The sequence below is a fragment of the Streptomyces sp. NPDC036764 genome (assembly GCF_055609385.1).
The window spans coordinates 102,826-121,756 of the sequence record NZ_JBVJPT010000011.1 but is presented as its reverse complement, the minus strand read 5'-3'; the positions used below and the strand labels follow the sequence as shown (position 1 = coordinate 121,756).

Annotated in this window: 18 protein-coding genes; 11 read left to right on the top strand and 7 right to left on the bottom strand. The window is 71.6% G+C overall.

Annotated elements, in window-relative coordinates; all coding sequences use genetic code 11:
- Positions 1-90: 90 nt before the first annotated feature.
- The gene (locus tag ACZ69Q_RS31990; RefSeq protein ID WP_471048549.1) at positions 91-963 is read right to left on the bottom strand and encodes a hypothetical protein; all 873 of its coding nucleotides are present in this window, start codon (positions 961-963) and stop codon (positions 91-93) included.
- A gap of 268 nt (positions 964-1,231) precedes the next feature.
- Between ACZ69Q_RS31990 and ACZ69Q_RS31985 the strand changes: the two genes are divergently transcribed.
- Positions 1,232-3,310: a SpoIIE family protein phosphatase gene (locus tag ACZ69Q_RS31985; RefSeq protein ID WP_471048546.1), complete on the top strand. Its 2,079-nt coding sequence runs from the start codon at positions 1,232-1,234 to the stop codon at positions 3,308-3,310.
- A 117-nt stretch (positions 3,311-3,427) separates the two neighbouring features.
- On the opposite strand, the gene ACZ69Q_RS31980 is transcribed toward ACZ69Q_RS31985, so the two are convergent.
- The 3 genes from ACZ69Q_RS31980 to ACZ69Q_RS31970 form a co-directional block, all read right to left on the bottom strand.
- Positions 3,428-4,714, bottom strand: a complete 1,287-nt coding sequence (locus ACZ69Q_RS31980) for a SufS family cysteine desulfurase (RefSeq protein WP_471048543.1) — start codon at positions 4,712-4,714, stop codon at positions 3,428-3,430.
- A complete protein-coding gene (locus ACZ69Q_RS31975; protein WP_471048540.1) occupies positions 4,701-6,092 on the bottom strand; it encodes a family 2B encapsulin nanocompartment shell protein in 1,392 nt (463 codons plus the stop codon). Before ACZ69Q_RS31975 ends, ACZ69Q_RS31980 begins: the two co-directional genes overlap by 14 nt.
- A 377-nt stretch (positions 6,093-6,469) precedes the next feature.
- Positions 6,470-7,294: a putative protein N(5)-glutamine methyltransferase gene (locus ACZ69Q_RS31970; protein ID WP_471048538.1), complete on the bottom strand. Its 825-nt coding sequence runs from the start codon at positions 7,292-7,294 to the stop codon at positions 6,470-6,472.
- 303 nt (positions 7,295-7,597) lie between these two features.
- Here ACZ69Q_RS31970 and ACZ69Q_RS31965 point away from each other — a divergent pair, with 303 nt between their 5' ends.
- The 3 genes from ACZ69Q_RS31965 (at position 7,598) to ACZ69Q_RS31955 (ending at position 9,625) form a co-directional block, all read left to right on the top strand.
- On the top strand, positions 7,598-8,203 hold the full coding sequence (locus ACZ69Q_RS31965; protein ID WP_471048537.1) for a sulfite oxidase-like oxidoreductase: 606 nt from the start codon (positions 7,598-7,600) through the stop codon (positions 8,201-8,203).
- On the top strand, positions 8,196-8,960 hold the full coding sequence (locus ACZ69Q_RS31960) for a ferredoxin reductase (protein ID WP_471048535.1): 765 nt from the start codon (positions 8,196-8,198) through the stop codon (positions 8,958-8,960). The genes ACZ69Q_RS31965 and ACZ69Q_RS31960 overlap by 8 nt, the downstream gene beginning before the upstream one ends.
- Positions 8,961-9,040: 80 nt before the next feature.
- Complete coding sequence (locus ACZ69Q_RS31955) at positions 9,041-9,625, top strand: Rv1733c family protein (RefSeq protein WP_471048532.1); 585 nt, start codon at positions 9,041-9,043, stop codon at positions 9,623-9,625.
- Between the two features lie 172 nt (positions 9,626-9,797).
- Here the strand turns inward: ACZ69Q_RS31955 and ACZ69Q_RS31950 are convergent, their stop codons facing one another.
- Positions 9,798-11,177, bottom strand: coding sequence for an 8-oxoguanine deaminase (locus ACZ69Q_RS31950; protein ID WP_471048529.1), 1,380 nt, complete (start codon positions 11,175-11,177; stop codon positions 9,798-9,800).
- 103 nt (positions 11,178-11,280) lie between these two features.
- On the opposite strand from ACZ69Q_RS31950, the gene ACZ69Q_RS31945 reads away from it, so the two are divergent.
- The 4 genes from ACZ69Q_RS31945 to ACZ69Q_RS31930 all read left to right on the top strand — a co-directional run bounded on the left by ACZ69Q_RS31945 (position 11,281) and on the right by ACZ69Q_RS31930 (position 14,813).
- On the top strand, positions 11,281-12,249 hold the full coding sequence (locus ACZ69Q_RS31945) for an acetylxylan esterase (RefSeq protein ID WP_471048527.1): 969 nt from the start codon (positions 11,281-11,283) through the stop codon (positions 12,247-12,249).
- Positions 12,250-12,258: 9 nt separating this feature from the next.
- On the top strand, positions 12,259-12,663 hold the full coding sequence (locus ACZ69Q_RS31940) for a nuclear transport factor 2 family protein (RefSeq protein WP_471048524.1): 405 nt from the start codon (positions 12,259-12,261) through the stop codon (positions 12,661-12,663).
- A 109-nt stretch (positions 12,664-12,772) separates the two neighbouring features.
- Positions 12,773-13,939: a serine hydrolase domain-containing protein gene (locus ACZ69Q_RS31935; RefSeq protein WP_471048522.1), complete on the top strand. Its 1,167-nt coding sequence runs from the start codon at positions 12,773-12,775 to the stop codon at positions 13,937-13,939.
- Positions 13,940-14,069: 130 nt separating this feature from the next.
- Positions 14,070-14,813, top strand: coding sequence for a GntR family transcriptional regulator (locus ACZ69Q_RS31930; RefSeq protein WP_471048519.1), 744 nt, complete (start codon positions 14,070-14,072; stop codon positions 14,811-14,813).
- Between the two features lie 32 nt (positions 14,814-14,845).
- Here ACZ69Q_RS31930 and ACZ69Q_RS31925 read toward each other — a convergent pair whose 3' ends face one another.
- A complete protein-coding gene (locus tag ACZ69Q_RS31925) occupies positions 14,846-15,577 on the bottom strand; it encodes a class I SAM-dependent methyltransferase (protein WP_471048516.1) in 732 nt (243 codons plus the stop codon).
- A gap of 5 nt (positions 15,578-15,582) precedes the next feature.
- Positions 15,583-16,140 (bottom strand): PadR family transcriptional regulator, encoded by a 558-nt coding sequence (locus ACZ69Q_RS31920; protein ID WP_471048515.1) that lies wholly within the window; start codon positions 16,138-16,140, stop codon positions 15,583-15,585.
- A 70-nt stretch (positions 16,141-16,210) separates the two neighbouring features.
- On the opposite strand from ACZ69Q_RS31920, the gene ACZ69Q_RS31915 reads away from it, so the two are divergent.
- The 3 genes from ACZ69Q_RS31915 to rho all read left to right on the top strand — a co-directional run bounded on the left by ACZ69Q_RS31915 (position 16,211) and on the right by rho (position 18,914).
- Positions 16,211-16,609 carry a nuclear transport factor 2 family protein gene (locus ACZ69Q_RS31915; RefSeq protein ID WP_471048514.1) on the top strand — a complete coding sequence of 133 codons (399 nt, stop codon included), beginning with the start codon at positions 16,211-16,213 and terminating at the stop codon, positions 16,607-16,609.
- Between the two features lie 95 nt (positions 16,610-16,704).
- On the top strand, positions 16,705-17,532 hold the full coding sequence (locus ACZ69Q_RS31910) for a class I SAM-dependent methyltransferase (RefSeq protein ID WP_471048511.1): 828 nt from the start codon (positions 16,705-16,707) through the stop codon (positions 17,530-17,532).
- 245 nt (positions 17,533-17,777) lie between these two features.
- A complete protein-coding gene (rho, locus tag ACZ69Q_RS31905) occupies positions 17,778-18,914 on the top strand; it encodes a transcription termination factor Rho (RefSeq protein ID WP_471048508.1) in 1,137 nt (378 codons plus the stop codon).
- The last annotated feature ends 17 nt before the right edge of the window (positions 18,915-18,931 follow it).

Genomic DNA, 18,931 nt, shown 5'->3' with positions numbered 1-18,931 from the left:
GACCGCCGGAGTCCGTCCGTCCGGATCGCCGGAGCCCGTCCGTCCGGACCGCCGGAGCCCGCTCCCGGCGGCGCGGCCGCCGCGCCCGCCTCAGCCGCGCGTGAACTTGTACGTCTTGCTGTCGGTCAGCACGCAGAACCCCGGCGAGATGACGATCACCCGCAGGGTGCCGGTACGGCGGTCGTAGTCGATGCCCTCCGTCTCGAAACTGCCCGAGCAGGAGCTGCGCAGCGGGAGCTGGCGCAGGGCCGTGACATGGCCGGTCACGTCGGAGCCGCCCGGCTCGGCGGAGAGGTCGATCTGGAGCAGCGGCTTGGTCATGCCGAACAGGGTGCCGGCCGGGTCGTCGGAGGAGCACAGCAGCGTCGTGGCGCCGAGGAAGTCGCAGCCCTGTACGTCGCGTACGGCGTGGTCGAGCCGGATGCTGGAGGCCCAGGGGAGGTTCGCCGAGGGCGAGGTGCTCGGGTTGACGCCGGGGGTGGGGTGGACCAGCAGGCGGGTCATGGTGCCCCACTCGCCCGAGACTATCCACTGGCCGCCGGGCGCGATGGCGGCGAAGGAGTTGTTCAGCGCCTCCCCGGAGCCAAGGGTGTGCACGTATTCCGACCAGGTCCCGTTCGGCGCCTGCACCCGGAACATCTTCGCGGTGCCCGAGTCCGCCTGGTACGGCTCGATGTAGTAGCCGTTGTAGGAGGCGTCGGGGTCGCCGACATGGTTCCAGCCGCGACTGGAGACCGAGACGGGGATGGTGCCGATGCCGGTGTAGCGGTTGGCGCTGTTCGCCGGGACCTCGACGGAGGTGAGCCCCTGGCTCTCGGTCAGCGGGTCGGCGCGGTCGGAGCCCACTTCCGTCCAGGTGTCGGCGGCCTGCGCGGGCACCGCCGAGGACAGCACGGCTACGGAGGCGAAGGCGACGAGGCCGGTGAGAACCGCATGACAACGTTGCCGGGCACGCAGGGCCATGGGGACGACTCCTCAGGGGGTGGGGGCGTGTCGGCGGACAGTCTGGCGGCGCGATGTGGTCATGTACAGACCAATAAAGAAACGCCGTCTGTCTGATCGGCCACAGTCGCGTGTGCCGGTGCCGGCTTCGGGGGACGTCCGCCTCCGTGTTGAGGGATGGTGGAGGTGAGCGACCGAGGGGGCCCGGAGACGGTTGAACGCGGTAGAACAAGGGGAGTCGGCACGGGGGAACGGCGTGCCGCGACAATGGGCGAAGGCGGTGCGTGGGATGTCTCCAGCCGAACCTCCCGTCGCCGAGGGCGACGAGCCGGTGCGCGGGCCGGTGGGTCCGAGCGGGCTGCTCGACGTGCTCGGCATGGCCTCGGTGGTGCTGGACGTCGAGGGGCGCATCGTGCTGTGGAGCCCCCAGGCCGAGGAGCTGTTCGGCTATTCGGCGCAGGAGGCGCTGGGTGAGTACGCCGCCCGGATCATGGTCCACGAACAGCACCTGGACCTGGTCGTCAAGCTGTTCGCCGACGTCATGGAGACCGGCGAGGGGTGGGCCGGCGCGTTTCCGATCCGACGCAAGGACGGCGGCACGCGCCTGGTGGAGTTCCGCAACATGCGGCTGCTGGACGACCAGGGGGACATCTACGCGCTGGGCCTGTGCGCCGACCAGACGACGGTCCGCAAGCTGGAGCGGGATGTCGCCCTGTCCACGCGCACCATCGCGCAGGCCCCGATCGGCCTGGCCGTCCTCGACACCGAGCTGCGCTACGTCTCGGTCAACGCGGCGCTGGCCCGGCTGAACGGCATCCCGGCCGAGGACCACATCGGCCATACGCCGCGCGAGCTGCTGCCCGGGGTCGACGCCGACGGCATCGAGACGGCCCTGCGCATGGTCCTGGGGACCGGTGAGCCGCTGGTCAACCAGCGCATCGTGGGCCGCACGCCCGCCGACCCGGACCGGGAGCACTTCTGGTCCGTCTCGCTGTACCGCCTGGAAGACACTGCGGGCACGGTGCTCGGCGTGGCCGGGATGGCCGTGGACATCACCGAGCAGCACCAGGCCGCCGTCGAGGCCGAGACGGCACGCCGCCGCCTGGATCTCATCGCCGACGCCTCCGCGCGCATCGGCACCACCCTGGAGCTCGACCGCACGGCGCGCGAGCTGGCCGAGGTCGCCGTGCCGGAGCTCGCCGACATCGCGGCCGTCGACCTCCTGGAAGCGGTGGTGGATGGCCGGCGCAGCAGCCTCGGTCCCGCCGAGTCGGCGGTGATCCGCGCCCTTGCCGTCCAGGCCGGCCACCCCACGGAGGCTCTCGAAGCCGCCGATCCACCGGGGGAGGTCGCCCGCTACGGCCCGGACCGCCTCGTCACCGAGTGCGTGCGCACCGCGAGCCCGGTGCTGGTCGCCCACGTCGAGGAGAAGGACCTGCCGCGCATCGCCCGCTCCCCCGAGGCCGCCGTGCAGCTCGGCCGCGCGGGCGTGCACTCCTATCTGGCGGTGCCGCTGATCGCGCGCGGCGAGGTACTCGGCGCCCTCGACCTCAAGCGCACCAGCAACCCGCTGCCGTTCAGCGACGACGATCTGCTGCTCGCCCGGGAACTGGCCGCGCGCGCGGCGGTGCAGATCGACAACGCCCGCTGGTACCAGAACGCCCGTGACACCGCCCTGACCCTCCAGCGCAGCCTGCTGCCCAGCCACCCCGCCGTGACGGGCGGTCTGGAGGTGGCCTCCCGCTACCAGCCGGCCGGCGCCGGCGCCGAGGTCGGCGGGGACTGGTTCGACGTGATCCCGCTGGAGGGCGGCAAGACGGCGCTCGTCGTCGGCGATGTGATGGGCAGCGGCATCGACGCCGCCACGACCATGGGCCGGCTGCGCACCGCGACGAACACGCTGGCCTCCCTGGACCTCGAACCGACACGGCTCCTGGAGCACCTCGACAAGATCACCCAGGGCCTCGACCACTCCATAGCCACCTGCGTCTACGCCGTACACGACCCGGAACTGCGGGAGGTCCGGATCGCCAACGCCGGCCATCTGCCGCCCGCACGCGTTCGTCGGGGCCATGCACCGGAGTTCCTCGACCTGCCCACGGGGGCGCCACTGGGCGTCGGCGGCGTCGCCTTCTCGACGACGCCGGTGGACCTCGAACCCGGCGACCAGTTGGTCTTCTACACCGACGGACTCGTCGAGACCCGTCAGCATCCGCTCGACGAGCGCCTCGACGCGCTTCTGGAGCTCCTCGACGACCCCGACCGCCCGCTGGAGGAGTGCTGCGACCTCCTTCTGCGGACCCTGCACCAGCCCGACAACTCCGACGACGTGGCGTTGCTCATCGCGCGTGTGCTGCCGCCGAGTTGAGCGGACCGAATGTCCCGCTCGCCGGCCCCGGACGCCGGCCTGCCGCGTCGGGTCCGGGGCCGTGCGGCCGACTCCGGTCGCACGGCCCCGAACCCGGATCAGTTCCGGCTTCCGTCGTCAGAGGGCCTCTTGCAGTCTGTGCAGCGAGGCGACGAGCTGGTCCACCTCCTCGTAGGTGTTGTAGAGCGCGAGTGAGGCGCGGGCCGCCGACTCCAACCCGTAGTGGGCGAGAGCCGGTTGGGCACAGTGGTGACCGGCACGGATGGCGATCCCGTCGCGGTCGAGCCAGTCCGCGACGGTGGCCGGGTCCAGCTCCGCGAGCGTGAAGGTGAGCACCGCGATCCGGTCGGGCGCCGAACCGATGAGCTCAAGCCCGGGAACCGTGGCGAGCGCGGCGTGCGCGTACGCCATGAGGTCCCGCTCGTAGACCGCGACGGCCTCGCGGTCGAGGGACGTCAGCCAGTTCAGGGCGGCGAGCAGTCCGACGACTCCGCCGATGTGACCGGTGCCGGCCTCCATCCTGTGCGGGGCGGGCGCGAAGGTCGTCTCGCCGAAGGCCACGGATTCGATCATGTTCCCGCCGCCCTGCCACGGCGCCATCCCTGCGAGGAGTTCCGGCTTCGCGTACAGGGCGCCGATGCCGGTCGGCGCGAACAGCTTGTGGCCCGAGAACGCGTAGAAGTCCGCGTCCAGGTCAGTCACGTCGACGGGGAAATGAGCGACTGCCTGCGCACCGTCCACCAGCACCTTGGCGTTGTGGCGGTGGGCGAGTGCCGTCATCTCCTTCACCGGCGGGACGGTGCCGAGGACGTTCGAGGCGTGACTGATGGCCACGAGTCGGGTACGGGAGGACAGCAGATCGGCGTACGCGTCCTGGTCGATCTCCCCCTCGGGCGTGAGCGGAACCGGCACGAGCCGGGCCCGGGTCTCCTTGGCGATCATCTGCCAGGGCACGATGTCCGAGTGGTGCTCCAGGACCGGCACCAGGATGTCGTCCCCGGGTCCGAGATTGGCGCGGCCCCAGCTCTGGGCGACGAGGTTGACGGCCTCCGTGGTGCCGCGCAGGAAGACGACGCTGTCCGGGCTCGCAGCGCCGAGGAAGTCGGCGACGGCAGCCCTGCCCTCCTCGTACGCCTCCGTGGCCTCCCGCGCCATGGTGTGGGCACCGCGGTGGATGTTGGAGTTGGCGGCGCCGTAGTAGGCGGCGAGCGCCTCGATGACCTGGCGCGGCTTCTGGGTCGTGGCCGCGTTGTCGAGCCAGACGAGGGGGTGGCCGTTGACGGGCCGGTGCAGGATCGGGAAGTCCCGTCGTACGAACTCGGCGCTGAAACCGCCGGGTTGGCGCGAGGGGGAGAGGGTGCCGGCCGAGGGGGCCGGCCACCCGGTGACGTCAGGAGTAGTCATGGTACTTGGACACCTCGACGTTCTGGAGTACGGCGATGGCGTCGTCCACCAGTACCGCGGTGTTGAAGTACGCCGTCATCAGGTACGACGTGATTCCCTTCTGGTCCATGCCCATGTTCCGCATGGACAGGCCGGGTTCGACCTCGTCCTGCACCGCCCCGGGGCGCAGCCCCACCACGCCCTGCTCGGCCTCGCCGGTGCGCATCAGCAGGATCTCGGTGGTCGACGCGGCGTCGCCAAAGCCGTTCGGGCAGGGCACCTTGTCGGAGGGCAGCAGCGGCACACCGCGCCAGGTCAGCAGGGGGCTGCCGAACCGGCCGTCCGTCACCGGGGGCACGCCCCGCCGCGTACATTCGCGCCCGAACGCGGCGATCGCCCTGGGGTGTGCGAGGAAGTACGCGGGCTGCTTCCACACCTTCGCGAGCAGCTCGTCCAGATCGTCGGGGGTGGGCGCACCGGTGCGCGCCTGCACGCGCTGGCCGGCCGGCACGTTGTGCAGGAGCCCGAACTCGGGGTGGTTGAGCATCAGGTTCTCCTGGCGCTCGCGCAGGGCCTGGATGGTCAGGTTGGCCTGCGTCCGCGTCTGGTCCATCGGCCCGTTGTAGAGGTCGGCGACGCGGGAGTGCACCATCATCCGCGTCTGCGCGAGCGTCATGTGGTATTCACGCGGGGCGTCCTCGTAGTCCACGTAGGTGCTCGGCAGGTCGACCTCCCCCACATGGCCGCCACTGAGGTCGATGGGCGCCTCGGCACCGGGTGTGGGCATGTCGCCCGCCGCGTACGAGTCCACAGCCCCGCGCAGCGCGTCGTCGCGTTCCATCAGCCCGGCGAGCGCCGCACGCTCGGCGCGCAACGCGACGCCGGGCGTGACGGCCTTCACGGCGTACGGCATGGGATCGCCCTTGGTCCACGCATCCAGGTCGAAGTACTGCCCGTCGCCGATGACCTGGATCAGCGCTTCGTCGCCGTACCGCCCGGCGGTCCGCTTCTCGGCGCGGCCCCGGACGATCACCCACAGATGCTGGGCGGGATCGCCCTCCTGGACGAGCACCTGCCCGGCTTCGAAGCTCATCTCGGTGAAGACGTCGGCCAGTTGCCCGAGCTGCGCGTCGTCGGTGTCGCGGAGGTACGGGATCTCGCGTAAGTCGCCGGGAACGACACGCGAGCCTTCGTCGTCGGTGTGGGTGCTGATGCGGTCGTCGCCCAGGACGTAGGTGCGGCGCCGGTTGACGCGGTAGACACCCGACTCCACGTCGACCCAGGGAAGGGCGCGCAGCAGATAGCGCGGGGTGATGCCCCGCATCTGCGGTGTCGTCTTCGTCGTGGTCGCGAGCTGCCGGGCGGCCTCGGGGTGGAGGCTGATGCGGTCGGTCGTCACAGGGGTCTCCTCTGGTCGATCGCTCCGGTGTGGACTCTCCTTCGAGCGACGCCGATCGTGCAGGCACCAACTGCCCCTCACAAGGTGAGCGGGGCGCCGCTCGCGCGCCCCGGGCCGAAAACCTGCGACCCGGAGCGGAGCGAGCGCGCCTGGTCCGACCGCTCGGCCCCATGGCGTCACCAGTGGCGGAGCCGCGGACAGTGTTCCGGGGCGCGGCGAGGACCAACGGCCCGACGACCGGTCAATCGCCGTACAGAGGTCTTGATTTGGCCCCGTATGACTGCTTTCGACTTCCCAAAGCAGCGCTTATGCGGCCCCTTTTCGGGGCCCGGTTGGGTGAATCGGAAAGTACTGGTGACTCGGCCGCACCCGGCCGTTCAGTGGGCTCGGCTGCGGCCGATCACGACGTTCGTGTACAGCTCCTCGGAGACGACCAGACGCGCCGACAGCCCACTGCCGGTGAAGGCCTCCAGGGCCTTCGGCGCCTGACGTTCGCTCGTCTCGATCAGCAGACAGCCGCCGGGTGCCAGCCACTGGTGCGCCCCGGCAACCACCCGTCGCAGCACGTCCAGGCCGTCCGGGCCGCCGTCGAGGGCGACGCGCGGCTCGTGGTCGCGGGCCTCCGCGGGCAGAAGACCGACTTCGTCGGTCGGTACGTACGGCACGTTCGCGGCGAGGATGCCGACACGTCCGCGCAGGCTGTCGGGGAGCGCCTCGAACAGGTCGCCCGTGTGCACCTGCCCGTCGTAGGGGGCCACATTGCGGCGGGCGCAGCGCACGGCCGCCGGGTCGATGTCGGCGGCGTGCAGCTCGACCGGGCCGGGTGAGCCGAGGGCAGCCGCCAGGGCCGCGCCGACCGCCCCCGAGCCGCAGCACAGGTCCACGACGACGCGGGCGTCGGGTGCGGCGGCGAGGGCCTGCTCGACCAGGAACTCGGTACGGCGGCGGGGCACGAAGACACCGGGTTCGACGGCTATGCGCAGGCCGCGGAACTCGGCCCAGCCGACGACGAGTTCGAGGGGCAGGCCCGTGACGCGGCGGTCCACCATGGCGGCCAGCTCGTCCGGGGTGCGCGCGGCGGCCAGGATCAGCCGGGCCTCGTCCTCGGCGAAGACACAGCCGGCGGCTCGAAGCGCTGCCACGACCGTGTCGTGCGGGAGCGGTGAGGGGGAAGCGGGCGAGGGGGGAGACAGAGGGGGCATGGAAGCCGAGAGCCTTTCGGAAGCCGAAGGGTGCTCTCGCGGCCGCCTACTGGCGGTGGTCCGCGCCGATACGAGGAGAGAGCACCCGACCTGACACAGCGGTAATGGGTCTCACCTCCCGGGTCTCGGCAGGGCCGGGACTGCCCCGGCCGGCGGCAACACTACCCCAACGATCACGGCCGCGGGCCCTTCCCGGCCCTCCGTGGGGCGACCCCGCCGGAACGCGTACGGTTGTACGAAGCACGTACCGATCACGCTCGACCCGCGGGCCGTCGCCCACGCCGGCCTGGAGGCACCTCCCGCATGAACGTCACCCGAGGCTTCACCGGGCGCCCACGCGTCCGCAACGAAGCACTGCCGCCCGGCCAGTACGACGCGGGCGACGACTGGCCCGTCCTGTCCGCCGAGGTCACGCCCGACCTGACGCCGGCCGAGTGGTCGTTCCGCATCGACGGGCTGGTCGAGGAGCCGCGCACCTGGAGCTGGGAAGAGGCGCACGCGCTGCCGGCGTCGGCGTACGAGGGCGACATCCACTGTGTGACGAGCTGGTCGAAGTTCGGCGTGCGGTTCGCGGGCGTGACACTGGACGCCTTCCTCAATGTGGTCCGGCCCCATGTGTCGGCCACCCATGTCGTCGCCTATTCGCACACCGGCTACACCACCAACCTTCCGCTGGCCGATCTGACCGGTGGGCGGGCCTGGATCGCCTGGGAGTACGACGGGCGGCCGCTCACCCCGGAGCACGGTGGTCCGGCGCGACTGCTGGTGCCACACCTGTACTTCTGGAAGAGCGCCAAGTGGATCGCGGGTCTGCGCGTCCTCGACCACGACGAGCCGGGGTTCTGGGAGCAGAACGGCTACCACGCCCGGGGTAACCCCTGGGAGGAGCAGCGGTACTCCGGTGACTGAGACTGCGGACACGTACACGCCGACGACCCGGTTCGCCGTGCCGGGCCGGATCGCCGTCAGCGAGCAGGCCGCCACGCTGTGGCAGAAGGCGACGATCACCGAGATCCGCCGTGAGACCCCGCACGCCGCGACCTTCCGGCTCGCGGTGCCCGACTGGGCGGGCCATCTGCCCGGGCAGCACCTGATGCTGCGGCTGACCGCCGAGGACGGCTATGTGGCCCAGCGCCACTATTCGATCGCGTCCGCGCCCGACGGCTCCGGGCACATCGAGCTCACCTTGGACCATGTGGACGGCGGCGAGGTCTCCGGCTGGTTCCACACCGTGGCCGAGCCCGGTGACACGGTCGAGGTGCGCGGTCCGCTCAGCGGCTTCTTCGCCTGGCCCGGGGACCGGCCGGCGCTGCTGGTCGGCGCCGGGTCCGGCGTCGTACCACTGATGTCGATGGTGCGGCACCACCGGGCGCGGGGGCTGGATGTGCCGCTGCGGCTGCTCGTGTCGGCGCGCAGCCCCGAGGAGCTCGTCTACGCACGGGAGTACGGCGCGGAGACGACGCCGGTGTTCACGCGGAGCGCGCCGGAGGGCGTGGCGGTAGGACGTATGGCCGCCGCACATGTGGCGCCACTCCTGGCCGAGCAGCCTCCGGGTGGGTGGGAGGCCTATGTGTGCGGCTCCAATGGGTTCGCCGAACATGCTTCGCGGCTGCTCGTGGCGGCGGGACAGCCCGTGGACCGCATCCGTATCGAACGCTTCGGCTGATCAAGCGCCCCGGCGGGGCGGCCTTGGGTGCGTCCGGATTCGTCGGGAACGTCGTCCGGTATGTGGGGTACCTGGACGGCATGCGAAGCCGGATGCATGGCTGGCGCCTGCGGTCGAGTCCGTTGCGGCGCCGGTCGGATGTCGTGGAAGCGTGGACGCTGGTGGCCGTGACCGTCCTGCTGCTGGTCGTCGCACCCCTGGTCGGGGTGGCGGCCGCCCGGTGGGCGCATGACGACGCCCGGGCCTTGGCCCGCGAGCGGCAGGCCGACCGACGTCATGTCCTGGCCGAGGTCGTCGCAAGAGCCTCGGACCGTGCTCCTCTCGCACAGGGGGGACGTCAGCCGACCGTCAGGGCCACGGTGCGCTGGACGGATCCGGAACAGGGACCGCGTACGGCCACGGCACGGGTCCCGGCGGGGACACGGACGGGTGAGACGGTCGACGTCTGGCTGGACTCCCGGGGCCGCAGCGTGACTCCGCCCCCGGGAGTCACGGCGATCTGGCAGAACACCATCACCATCGGCGCCTGCGCGACGGGCGGCGCGGTCGCTGCGATCCTCTTCGGCCACACCGCCGTACGGCATGCCGCCATGCGTCGCCGCCTTGCCGAATGGGACGAGGAATGGGCCCGCACGGAGCCGGAGTGGACGGGCCGCCGGGCGTGAGCCGTCGCGCTTACCCCAGGTGACTTGCGGCGTCCGGTCGGCACGCCCCCGCACCTCCCCGCCGCCTGCCCCTGACCCGCACCTTCTTCGACGGCATCCCGGTGGACCGCCCTCCACGCGACACCGCGCGCACCCAGCAGATCCCCGAATCCGCCCCGCAGCCCCTCCCCCGCTACCCGGCCCCTTGCATCCACCGCGCCACCCCGCCATGCACCCGCAACGCCTCCACCAGCCCCGGCAGCCGGGGTTCGCCCCGATCGACCAGGATCCGGCCACCGACCACCGTCGTCCAGGCCCGGGCCGGCCCGCACCGCAGCCACGCCTCCACCGGGTCGCTCAGCGCGCCGGCCAGGGCGACCTCGTGCAGGTCCCAGACGACCAGGTCGGCGCAGGCGCCGGGCCGCAGATGGCCGAGTTCGTCGTCCCGGCCGAGGCAGCGCGCGGAGCCGCGGGTGGCGATGTCGAGGGCGTCGCGGGCGGTCATCGCGCCGGGGCCACCGCGGTAGCGGCCCAGCAGCAGCGCGGCGCGGGTCTCCATCCAGAGGGAGGCGTGGTCCGTCGAGGCGGAACCGTCGCAGCCGATGCCGACGGGCAGGCCCAGTTCGCGCATCTCCTTGACGCGTGCGGTACCGCCGCCGATGAGCATGTTGGAGCTGGGGCAGTGCGCCACGCCTACGCCTGCCGCCGCCAGGCGGCTCAGCTCGGCGTCGTTCGGATAGATGCAGTGGGCGACCCAGCTCCGGTCGCTCATCCACCCCGTCTCCTCGAAGTACTCCACGGGACGGCAGCCGTACGTCTGAAGGCAGTACGTGTCCTCGTCGTGGTCCTCGGCGAGGTGGGTGTGCAGCCGTACGTCGTGCCGCTCGGCGAGTTCGGCGGTCGCGGTCATCAGCGACCTGGTGACCGAGAAGGGTGAGCACGGCGCGAGCGCGACGCGGACCAGCGCGCCCGGCGCGGGGTCGTGGTACGCCCTGATCAGCCGCTCGCTGTCGGCGAGAACCTCGTCCTGCGTCTGTGTGACGCTCCGCGGCGGCAGCCCTCCGTCCTCGACGGAGCGGGTCATCGAGCCGCGGGTGGCGTGGAAGCGGAAGCCGATGTCGCGGGCGGCGCGGATCTCAGCGTCGACGAGGTACGGGCGGGGATGGACGTAGAGGTGGTCGGAGGACGTGGTGCAGCCGCCCATGAGGAGTTCGGCCATACCGACGTAGGCCGAGACGTACACGGCCTCCTCGTCGAGACGCGCCCAGAGCGGGTAGAGGGTGGTGAGCCAGTCGAACAGCGAGCCGTTCACGGCGGGCGCGTAGGAGCGGGTGAGGTTCTGGTAGATGTGATGGTGCGTGTTGATCAGGCCCGGGGTGACGAGCCTTCCGGCCGCCGAGACGGTCGCGCGGGCCTCGGGTTCGCTCCCGGCCGGGCCGACCCCGGTCACCCGACCATCGGTGACGGCCAACCAGCCGCCCGGGATCTCCCGCCCTGCGTCCACAACGAGCAGTTCAGCATCTCTGACCAGCAGCTCCGCGAGCTCGACCGCAGGATCGACGGCAGACGTCATGGCGCCATCGTAGGCACGCGGCACGGAAAAGATCTGGCAAGTCCTCCGATCACCCACGTACGCTGTGATCACCCGCAGTCACTCTTTGCAAAGGCGGTCCGGCATGGCCCTGTTCGACCTTCCGCTCGACGAACTGCGCGAGTACCGCAGCGAGTCCGTCGAGCCCGAGGACTTCGACGCGTTCTGGTCCAAGACGCTCCAGGAGGCGCGCGAGCATGACCTGGACGCCCGCTTCGAGCCGGCCGACACGGGGCTGAGCACCGTACAGGTCTACGACGTGACGTTCGCCGGGTTCGGCGGTCATCCGGTGAAGGGCTGGCTGCGGCTGCCGGCCGGGGCGAGCGAGCCGTTGCCGCTGGTCGTGGAGTTCATCGGTTACGGCGGCGGGCGCGGTCTGCCGCACGAGAACCTGCTGTGGGCCTCCACGGGCCGGGCGCACTTCATGATGGACACACGCGGTCAGGGCAGTGCGTGGGGCGGTGGCGGCGGGACCCCGGACCCGGTGGGTGCCGCGCCCGCGTATCCCGGATTCATGACGCGGGGCATCGACGCGCCCGAGAACTACTACTACCGCCGGGTGTTCACGGACGCGGTGCGTGCCGTCGAAGCCGCCCGCTCCCATCCACTCACCGACGCCGCCCGCACGATCTCGCTCGGCGCGAGCCAGGGCGGCGGCATCGCGATCGCGGTCGGCGGCCTGGTCCCGGACCTGGCGGCGGTCGCGCCGGACGTGCCGTTCCTGTGCGACTTCCCGCGCGCGGCGACCACCACGGACCGCCACCCGTACCGCGAGATCGGCCTCTACCTGAAGACGCACCGGGGCCGTGGCGAGGAAGTCCTGCGCACCCTGTCGTACTTCGACGGCGTCCATTTCGCGGCGCGCGGCCGGGCGCCCGCGTTCTTCTCGGCGGCCCTGGAGGACCAGACCTGCCCGCCCTCCACCGTCTTCGCGGCCTTCAACGCCTGGGCCCACGACGAGAAGGCCATCGAGGTGTACGAGTTCAACGACCACGAGGGCGGCGGCCCGTTCCACGAGGCGGCCAAGCTGGACTGGCTGCGGTCGCACGCCTGAGGACCCCGCATGGAGACTCGTGAAGCCGCGGAGCGGTTCGTGCGCGTCTGGCGGCGGGCCTGGGCCGAGCACGATGTGGACGCGCTGCTGGAGCTGTACGCCGAGGACTGCGTCCACCGCTCGATGCCGTTCCGCGAGCCGCATCGGGGACGTGCCGAGCTGGCCGCGTATCTGCGCTGGTCGTTCGCGGCCGAGCGGGTGAGCGACGTGCGCTTCTCCGTCCCGGTCGTCGGGGCTGACGGTGTGGCCGTGGCCGAGTTCAGGGTCCTCACCGAGGAGGAGGGTGCGCCGGCCACCTTGGCCGGCTGTGTCTTCGCGCGTTTCGACGCCGCGGGGCTGGCCGTCGAGACCCGCGACTACTGGCACGCGACCGAGGGGCACCGGGAGCCGGAGGGCGCACTTTTCTTCGGGTGACTTCGGCTGTGCGAGCACCTTCCTCCCAGTCCGACCAGTCGGTACGTTCGGGGAGCCCGGGTCGCGGCGTCGCGGCCCGGGGTCCCGGCGGACGACAAGGGGTGGGCCGATGACGGAGCACGAGGCACAGGTGCAGGGACAGTGCGATCCGCGGTTCGCGGCGGTGCGGGCGGCGTTCGAGGCGAACTTCCGCGAGCGCGAGGAACTGGGCGCGGCGGTCGCCGTCACCGTCGACGGCCGGACGGTGGTGGACCTGTGGGGCGGGTGGGCCGACGCGGAGCGCAGCCGCCCCTGGGAGCACGACACGCTGGTCAACGTGTGGTCGACGTCCAAGGGGCCGACAGCGCTGTGCGCCCACATCCTGGCCGACCGGGGCCTGCTCGACCTGGACGCGCCGGTGGCCACCTACTGGCCGGAGTTCGCCGCCGCCGGCAAGGAGCAGATCCTCGTCCGGCATCTGCTGTCGCATCGCGCAGGTCTGTCCGGGCTGCGGGAGCCGCACTCCTTCGAGCAGCTCTGCGACTGGGGGCTGACGACCCAGCGGCTCGCGGCGATGGAGCCCTGGTGGACGCCGGGGACCCGGTCCGGATACCACGCGTTCACGTACGGCTTCCTGGTCGGGGAGGTCGTGCGGCGGGTGTCGGGGCTGCCGCTGGGGGCCTTCCTGGAGCAGGAGGTGACCGGGCCGCTCGGCATCGACTTCGCGATCGGGCTGCCGGACAAGGAGTCCGGGCGGGTGGCCGAGCTGGTGCAGCCACCGGTCGCGAGGACGAGTGAACAGGCGGCGATCTTCAGCCAGTTGGCGCCCGCCGCGCTGGCCGCGCTGACCAACCCGGTCCTGGGAGCGGCTCAGGCCAACTCGCCCGAGTGGCGGGCCGCCGAGATCCCCGCCGCGAACGGGCACGGCACCGCGCGGGCCGTAGCGGCGCTGTACGGGATCTTCGCGGGGCGCGGGACCTTCGACGGCCATCGCGTCCTGTCCCCGGAGGCGGCCGAGCGGGTGCGCGAGGGGCAGGGAAGCTGTCGCGATCTCGTGCTCGGCGCCGGGTTCGCGAACGACACGGAGGTCGGCCTCGGCCTGTGGTTGAGCGGCCCGAACGGCTCGTACGGACCCAACCCGAGGGCTTTCGGACACGACGGCTTCGGCGGCTCGTGCGGTCTGTCGGACCCGGAGGCCGGGGTGTCACTGGGCTACACGATGAACCGGATGGGGCCTCATATCGCGGACGACCCGCGGAAGATGGCGCTGATCGACGCCCTGTACAGCGCCCTGTGACGGCCCGTCGGCGCGTGCCGTTTCAGCCGAAGTGAGGGGCCGCCCTTCCCCGCTGGTTTAGACCACTGCTTAGATCTGGTGACGCAAGGAGCCCGCACGGCTACAACACGTCACCAACAGGAGGCGCGGCATGGCCCGCACCACCCCGCACGACCGCCCGCTCACCGAAGACCAGCCGCTGTACCGGCGGATCGCCACCCAGCTCCTCGGCGAGCTGCGCGACGGGACGATCCCGCCAGGTGAACGGCTGCCGGGGGAACGGCAGTTGGCGGACCATTTCGGGGTCAGCAGGGAGACCGTCCGGCAGTCGCTTGAGGTGCTGCGCCGCAGCGGTCTGGTCGCCACCGACCGGCGGGGCAGCCATGCCACGCTGCCGGGCCTGCCGGTCGAGACGGCCGCCTCGCTCACCTTCCCGGTCGGCGCCCGGACCACGGGCCCGGGCACCGCCGACCGCGCCACCGTCACCTGGGAGACGCCCTCGCCGGAGCACGCCGAGGCCCTCGGGCTCGCCCCGCACCGCCCGACCCTGGTGCACCGCTACGAGTCCGCGGGGGCCGACGGACGCGGGCAGCGTACGGCCCTGACGTCCTTCTCCGCGGTGGCGCTGGCCGAGGTGGCGGAACTGGCCCGCTACCGCGACCGCGCCGACGCCTCCGGTTCGGCCCAACTGTGCCGCGCCTACGACTGGATGCGCAGGGCGGGCCTCTCACTGCACCACCGGGACGCCATCACCCGGCTCCCGGGAACGTCCGCGGTGCGCGTCACCCGGTGGGTCCACGACCAGTACGCCCGCCCCCTGGAGATCACGGACCTCGTCGTGGACGCCCAACAGGACGCCCTGGTCTACGAGTTCACACTGCCGGCGGCGGGCTGAGCGCGAACGACCGGTGACTCACCACGACTTCGTCAGTCTGATTCCGGCCGTCGCGCCACGACCATCCGCACCCGCGGACTCCCGTCCCTGCGCCGCCCGAACTCGGGCAAGGCCTGCAGCTCCACCTCGAACCCGGCACGGGCCAGCTCGGCGCGCACCTCCCCGAGCCGGAAGGCCCGGTAGTACATGACGAACGGCGGCCGCCACACGGCGTTGCGCACTCGCATCACCGCGTCGAAGCCCAGCAGCATCCAGTAGGCGACCGACACGGGACGGGGCGGGGCCACGACGGGGAAGACGAAGCGGCCGCCGGGCCGCAGTACGGAGTGGGCCTGGGCGAACAGCCCCGGCAGCTCGCGGGGCAGGAAGTGCCCGAACGCCCCGAAGCTCACCACGAGGTCGAAGGCGGGGGCGAACGGCAGGGCACGGGCGTCCGCACGGACCCAGCCGATACGCGGTTGCGCGATCCGTGCCTGTCGCCGGGCCACCTCGAGCATGCCTGCGCTGAAATCGACGCCGGTCACGCTGCGCCGGCACACCTCGGCCAGCACCTCCACACCGGCGCCCGTCCCGCAGCACAGGTCGAGACCGTCGTCGTACGGGCCGGTCCCCGCGAGCGCCGACGCGACGGCGTCGAGCACCGAGTCCGGCGTACGGAACGGTGTGTGGTCGAACTTCGGGGCGAGCAGGTCGTATCCGCGCTCGACGGACGACAGGGCCTGGACGGTGAGTTCGCGCAGGGATGGGCCTTCGGGGCTGAACATCCGCGTCACCCCTGCGCCACGCGCTGCTTCAGGACGACGAGGACCCGCTCGCACCAGCTCAGGATCTGCTCCTCGAAGGAGATCCCGGCCAGCAGCGTCAGATACGGCCCGACCCGGTCGGACTCCCGCAGGTACTCCTCCTCGCTCCGGCCGTCGAGCATGCGCGCCCGGACGCGCTCGTAGCGGCCGAGTTTGCCGCGCGCCCACGTCATGCGCTCCTCGATCAGGGCGCGGGCGGTCTCGGGGTCGGCCATCGCCTGGAGCTTGATCAGGAGCTCGTCGCGGATGGCGGTGGGCCGCCGGGGCGGCTCGGCCGCGAAGGCCCGCAGGTCCTCCCGCCCGGCCGCGGTGAGCGTGAACATCCGCTTGTTGGGCCGTCGTTCCTGCTGCACGAAACGGGCCTCGACGAGGCCGTCCTGCGCGAGGCGTTCCAGCTCCCGGTAGAGCTGCTGGGGGGTCGCGGGCCAGAAGTTGGCGAACGAGATGTCGAAGACCTTCGACAGCTCATAGCCCGAGGCCTCGCCCTCCAGAAGGGCGGCCAGGACGGCGTACTTGAGCGACATGTGGACACCGTAACAGCAGGTGACTATTCTCATCCGCACCTACTCAACAAATTGACTATGAGGTGACCCGATGCGAGCGTTCCGCGAGGCCGTGGAGGCGGGCGACGCCGATGCCATGGAGGCCCTGCTGGCGGAGGACGTCGTCTTCACCAGCCCGGTCGTTTTCAAGCCGTACGCCGGCAAGGCGATCACCGCGGCGATCCTGCGCGGTGTCGTGCAGGTCTTCGAGGACTTCCGCTACGTGCGGGAGATCAACGACCAGGGCGGCCGTGATCACGCACTGGTCTTCACCGCACGGGTGGGCGAGCGGGAGATCACCGGCTGCGACTTCCTCCGGGTGAACGAGGAGGGCCTCATCGAGGACTTCATGGTCATGGTCCGTCCGCTGTCGGGCGCGCACGCGCTGGCGGAGGCCATGGGCGCGCAGTTCGACCGGATCGAGAAGGAGGCGCAGGCGCGGTCCCTCTAGGGGACACTCCAGGAGTGGTCGGCCGGATCGACACCTGGCCCCCACGGTGGCGGAATCTCCGCCACCGCGCGGGCCGGTCGCGGTTGGATGTCCCCATGACCACCGACGAGCACGCGCGGATGATGTCGGCCAACCAGGCGAACTGGGACGCCCGCACTCCCGTCCACGTCGCCAGCCGGTTCTACGGCCTCGACCAGGACCTCGATCCCGCCCGCTGGTTCGCCTCCTTCGAGTGGGACGACCTCGGTGAGCTGGCCGGCCGTGACGTCCTGCACCTCCAGTGCCATCTGGGCACCGAGACCATCGCCTTCGCGCAGCGCGGGGCACGGGCCGTCGGCCTGGACTTCTCCGCGGCGTCGGTGGCCGCCGCGGACGGCATCGCCCGGAAGGCGGGGCTGGACATCGCGTACGTGCAGGCGAATGTGTACGACGCCGTGGCGGCGCTGGACGGGCGGCAGTTCGACGTCGTCTACACCGGCAAGGGCGCGCTGTGCTATCTGCCCGACCTGGACCGCTGGGCGGCAGTGGTGGCCCGACTCCTGCGTCCCGGCGGGCGGTTGTACATCGTCGAGTTCCATCCGCTGCTCAACTCCCTCGGCCCCAAGCCGGGTCCGGGCGAGGGACCGGAGCTGCTGCTGCGCCACGACTACCTGAGCGGCGACGGGGCCGTGCACCGCGACGCCACACACACCTACACGGACGGCCCCGCCGTGGCGGGCGCCACCGACAGCTTCGAGTGGATGCACGGAATAGGAGAGGTTCTCGGCGCGTTGACGCAGGCAGGACTCACCATCCGGCGCCTCACCGAGAGCGACGAGCTGCCCTGGCAGCGCTGGCCGCAGATGGAGCGCACGCCGTCCGGCTGGTGGCGGCTTCCAGAGCCGCGCATCCCCTTGCTCTACGGACTTCTCGCCACGCGCTGAACCGCCGTGGTACCGTCCCGTTAGCACCTGTGTACGCCCGGTCCAGGGCGCCGGTGCCGGTTTCACCTCAGTTCGCCGGTCCGCATACCGGCTTTCTTCTCACCATCTCGTGACCAGGTCTCGCGCCATGTCCGAGGTGCTGTTTCCCGCCGCCCGAAGGCGCATCGACCGCCTTCCCGAAGTCCGCGGCACCTCCCTTCCTTCCGCATGTCTCATGCCTTCCGTCCGTGAAAGGACACACCATCATGACCACCACTCTTGAAAACCCACCCGTACGGCAGCAGCCCCCGGTCCGTGCCGTCACCGGCGTGCTCGACATCGACGCGAACGGCAAGGGACACCTGCGCGCCGAGCACCTGCTGCCCACCCCGACCGACCTCCTGGTCTCCCCCGCGCTGATCCGCCGGTACGGCCTGCGCAAGGGCGACCTGGTCGACGGCGTACGCGGTGAGGGGCGCACCCTCACCGACGTCGGCCGCGTCAACGGCCGCAGCCCCCAGAAGAACCGCCGCCACTTCGGCGAGCTGACGCCGCTTCACCCGCGTGAGCGGATCCGCCTGGAGCACCCGGCGTCCGGCCTGACCGGCCGGGTCGCCGACCTGATCGCCCCCGTGGGCAAGGGCCAGCGCGGACTCATCGTCGCCCCGCCCAAGACCGGCAAGACGGTCCTCCTCCAGCAGATCGCGGCCGCCGTCGCCGGCAACCACCCCGAGTGCCGGCTGATGGTGGTGCTCCTCGACGAGCGCCCCGAGGAGGTCACCGACATGCGGCGTTCGGTGCGGGGCGAGGTGTACGCCTCCACCTTCGACCAGGCGCCCAAGCAGCACATCGCGCTGGCCGAGCTCGTCATCGAGCGGGCCAAGCGGCTCGTCGAGGCCGGCGAGGACGTCGTCATCCTGCTGGACTCCCTGACCCGGCTGTGCCGGGCGCACAACAACTCGGCCGCCTCCGGTGGCCGCACCCTCAGCGGCGGCGTCGACGCGGCCGCGCTGCACGGACCGAAGCGGTTCTTCGGCGCCGCCCGCCTCGCCGAGGAGGGCGGCTCGCTCACCATCCTCGCCACGGCCCTGGTGGAGACCGGCTCCCGTGCCGACGACTTCTACTTCGAGGAGCTGAAGGGCACCGGCAACATGGAGCTGCGACTGAACCGGGACCTGGCCTCCCGGCGTGTCTTCCCCGCCGTCGACATCAACCCCTCCGGCACCCGTCGCGAGGAACTCCTGCTGCCCCCGGCCGAGTTGACCGTCGTACGCGGCCTGCGCCGGGCGCTCCAGACCCGGGACGGGCAGACCAACCTGGAGACGCTTCTGGAGCGCCTGCGCGAGACACCCGACAACGCCACGTTCCTGCGGCGCATCCAGCCGACGCTGCCCGGCGAGTGACGCGCCGGGGCATCGCC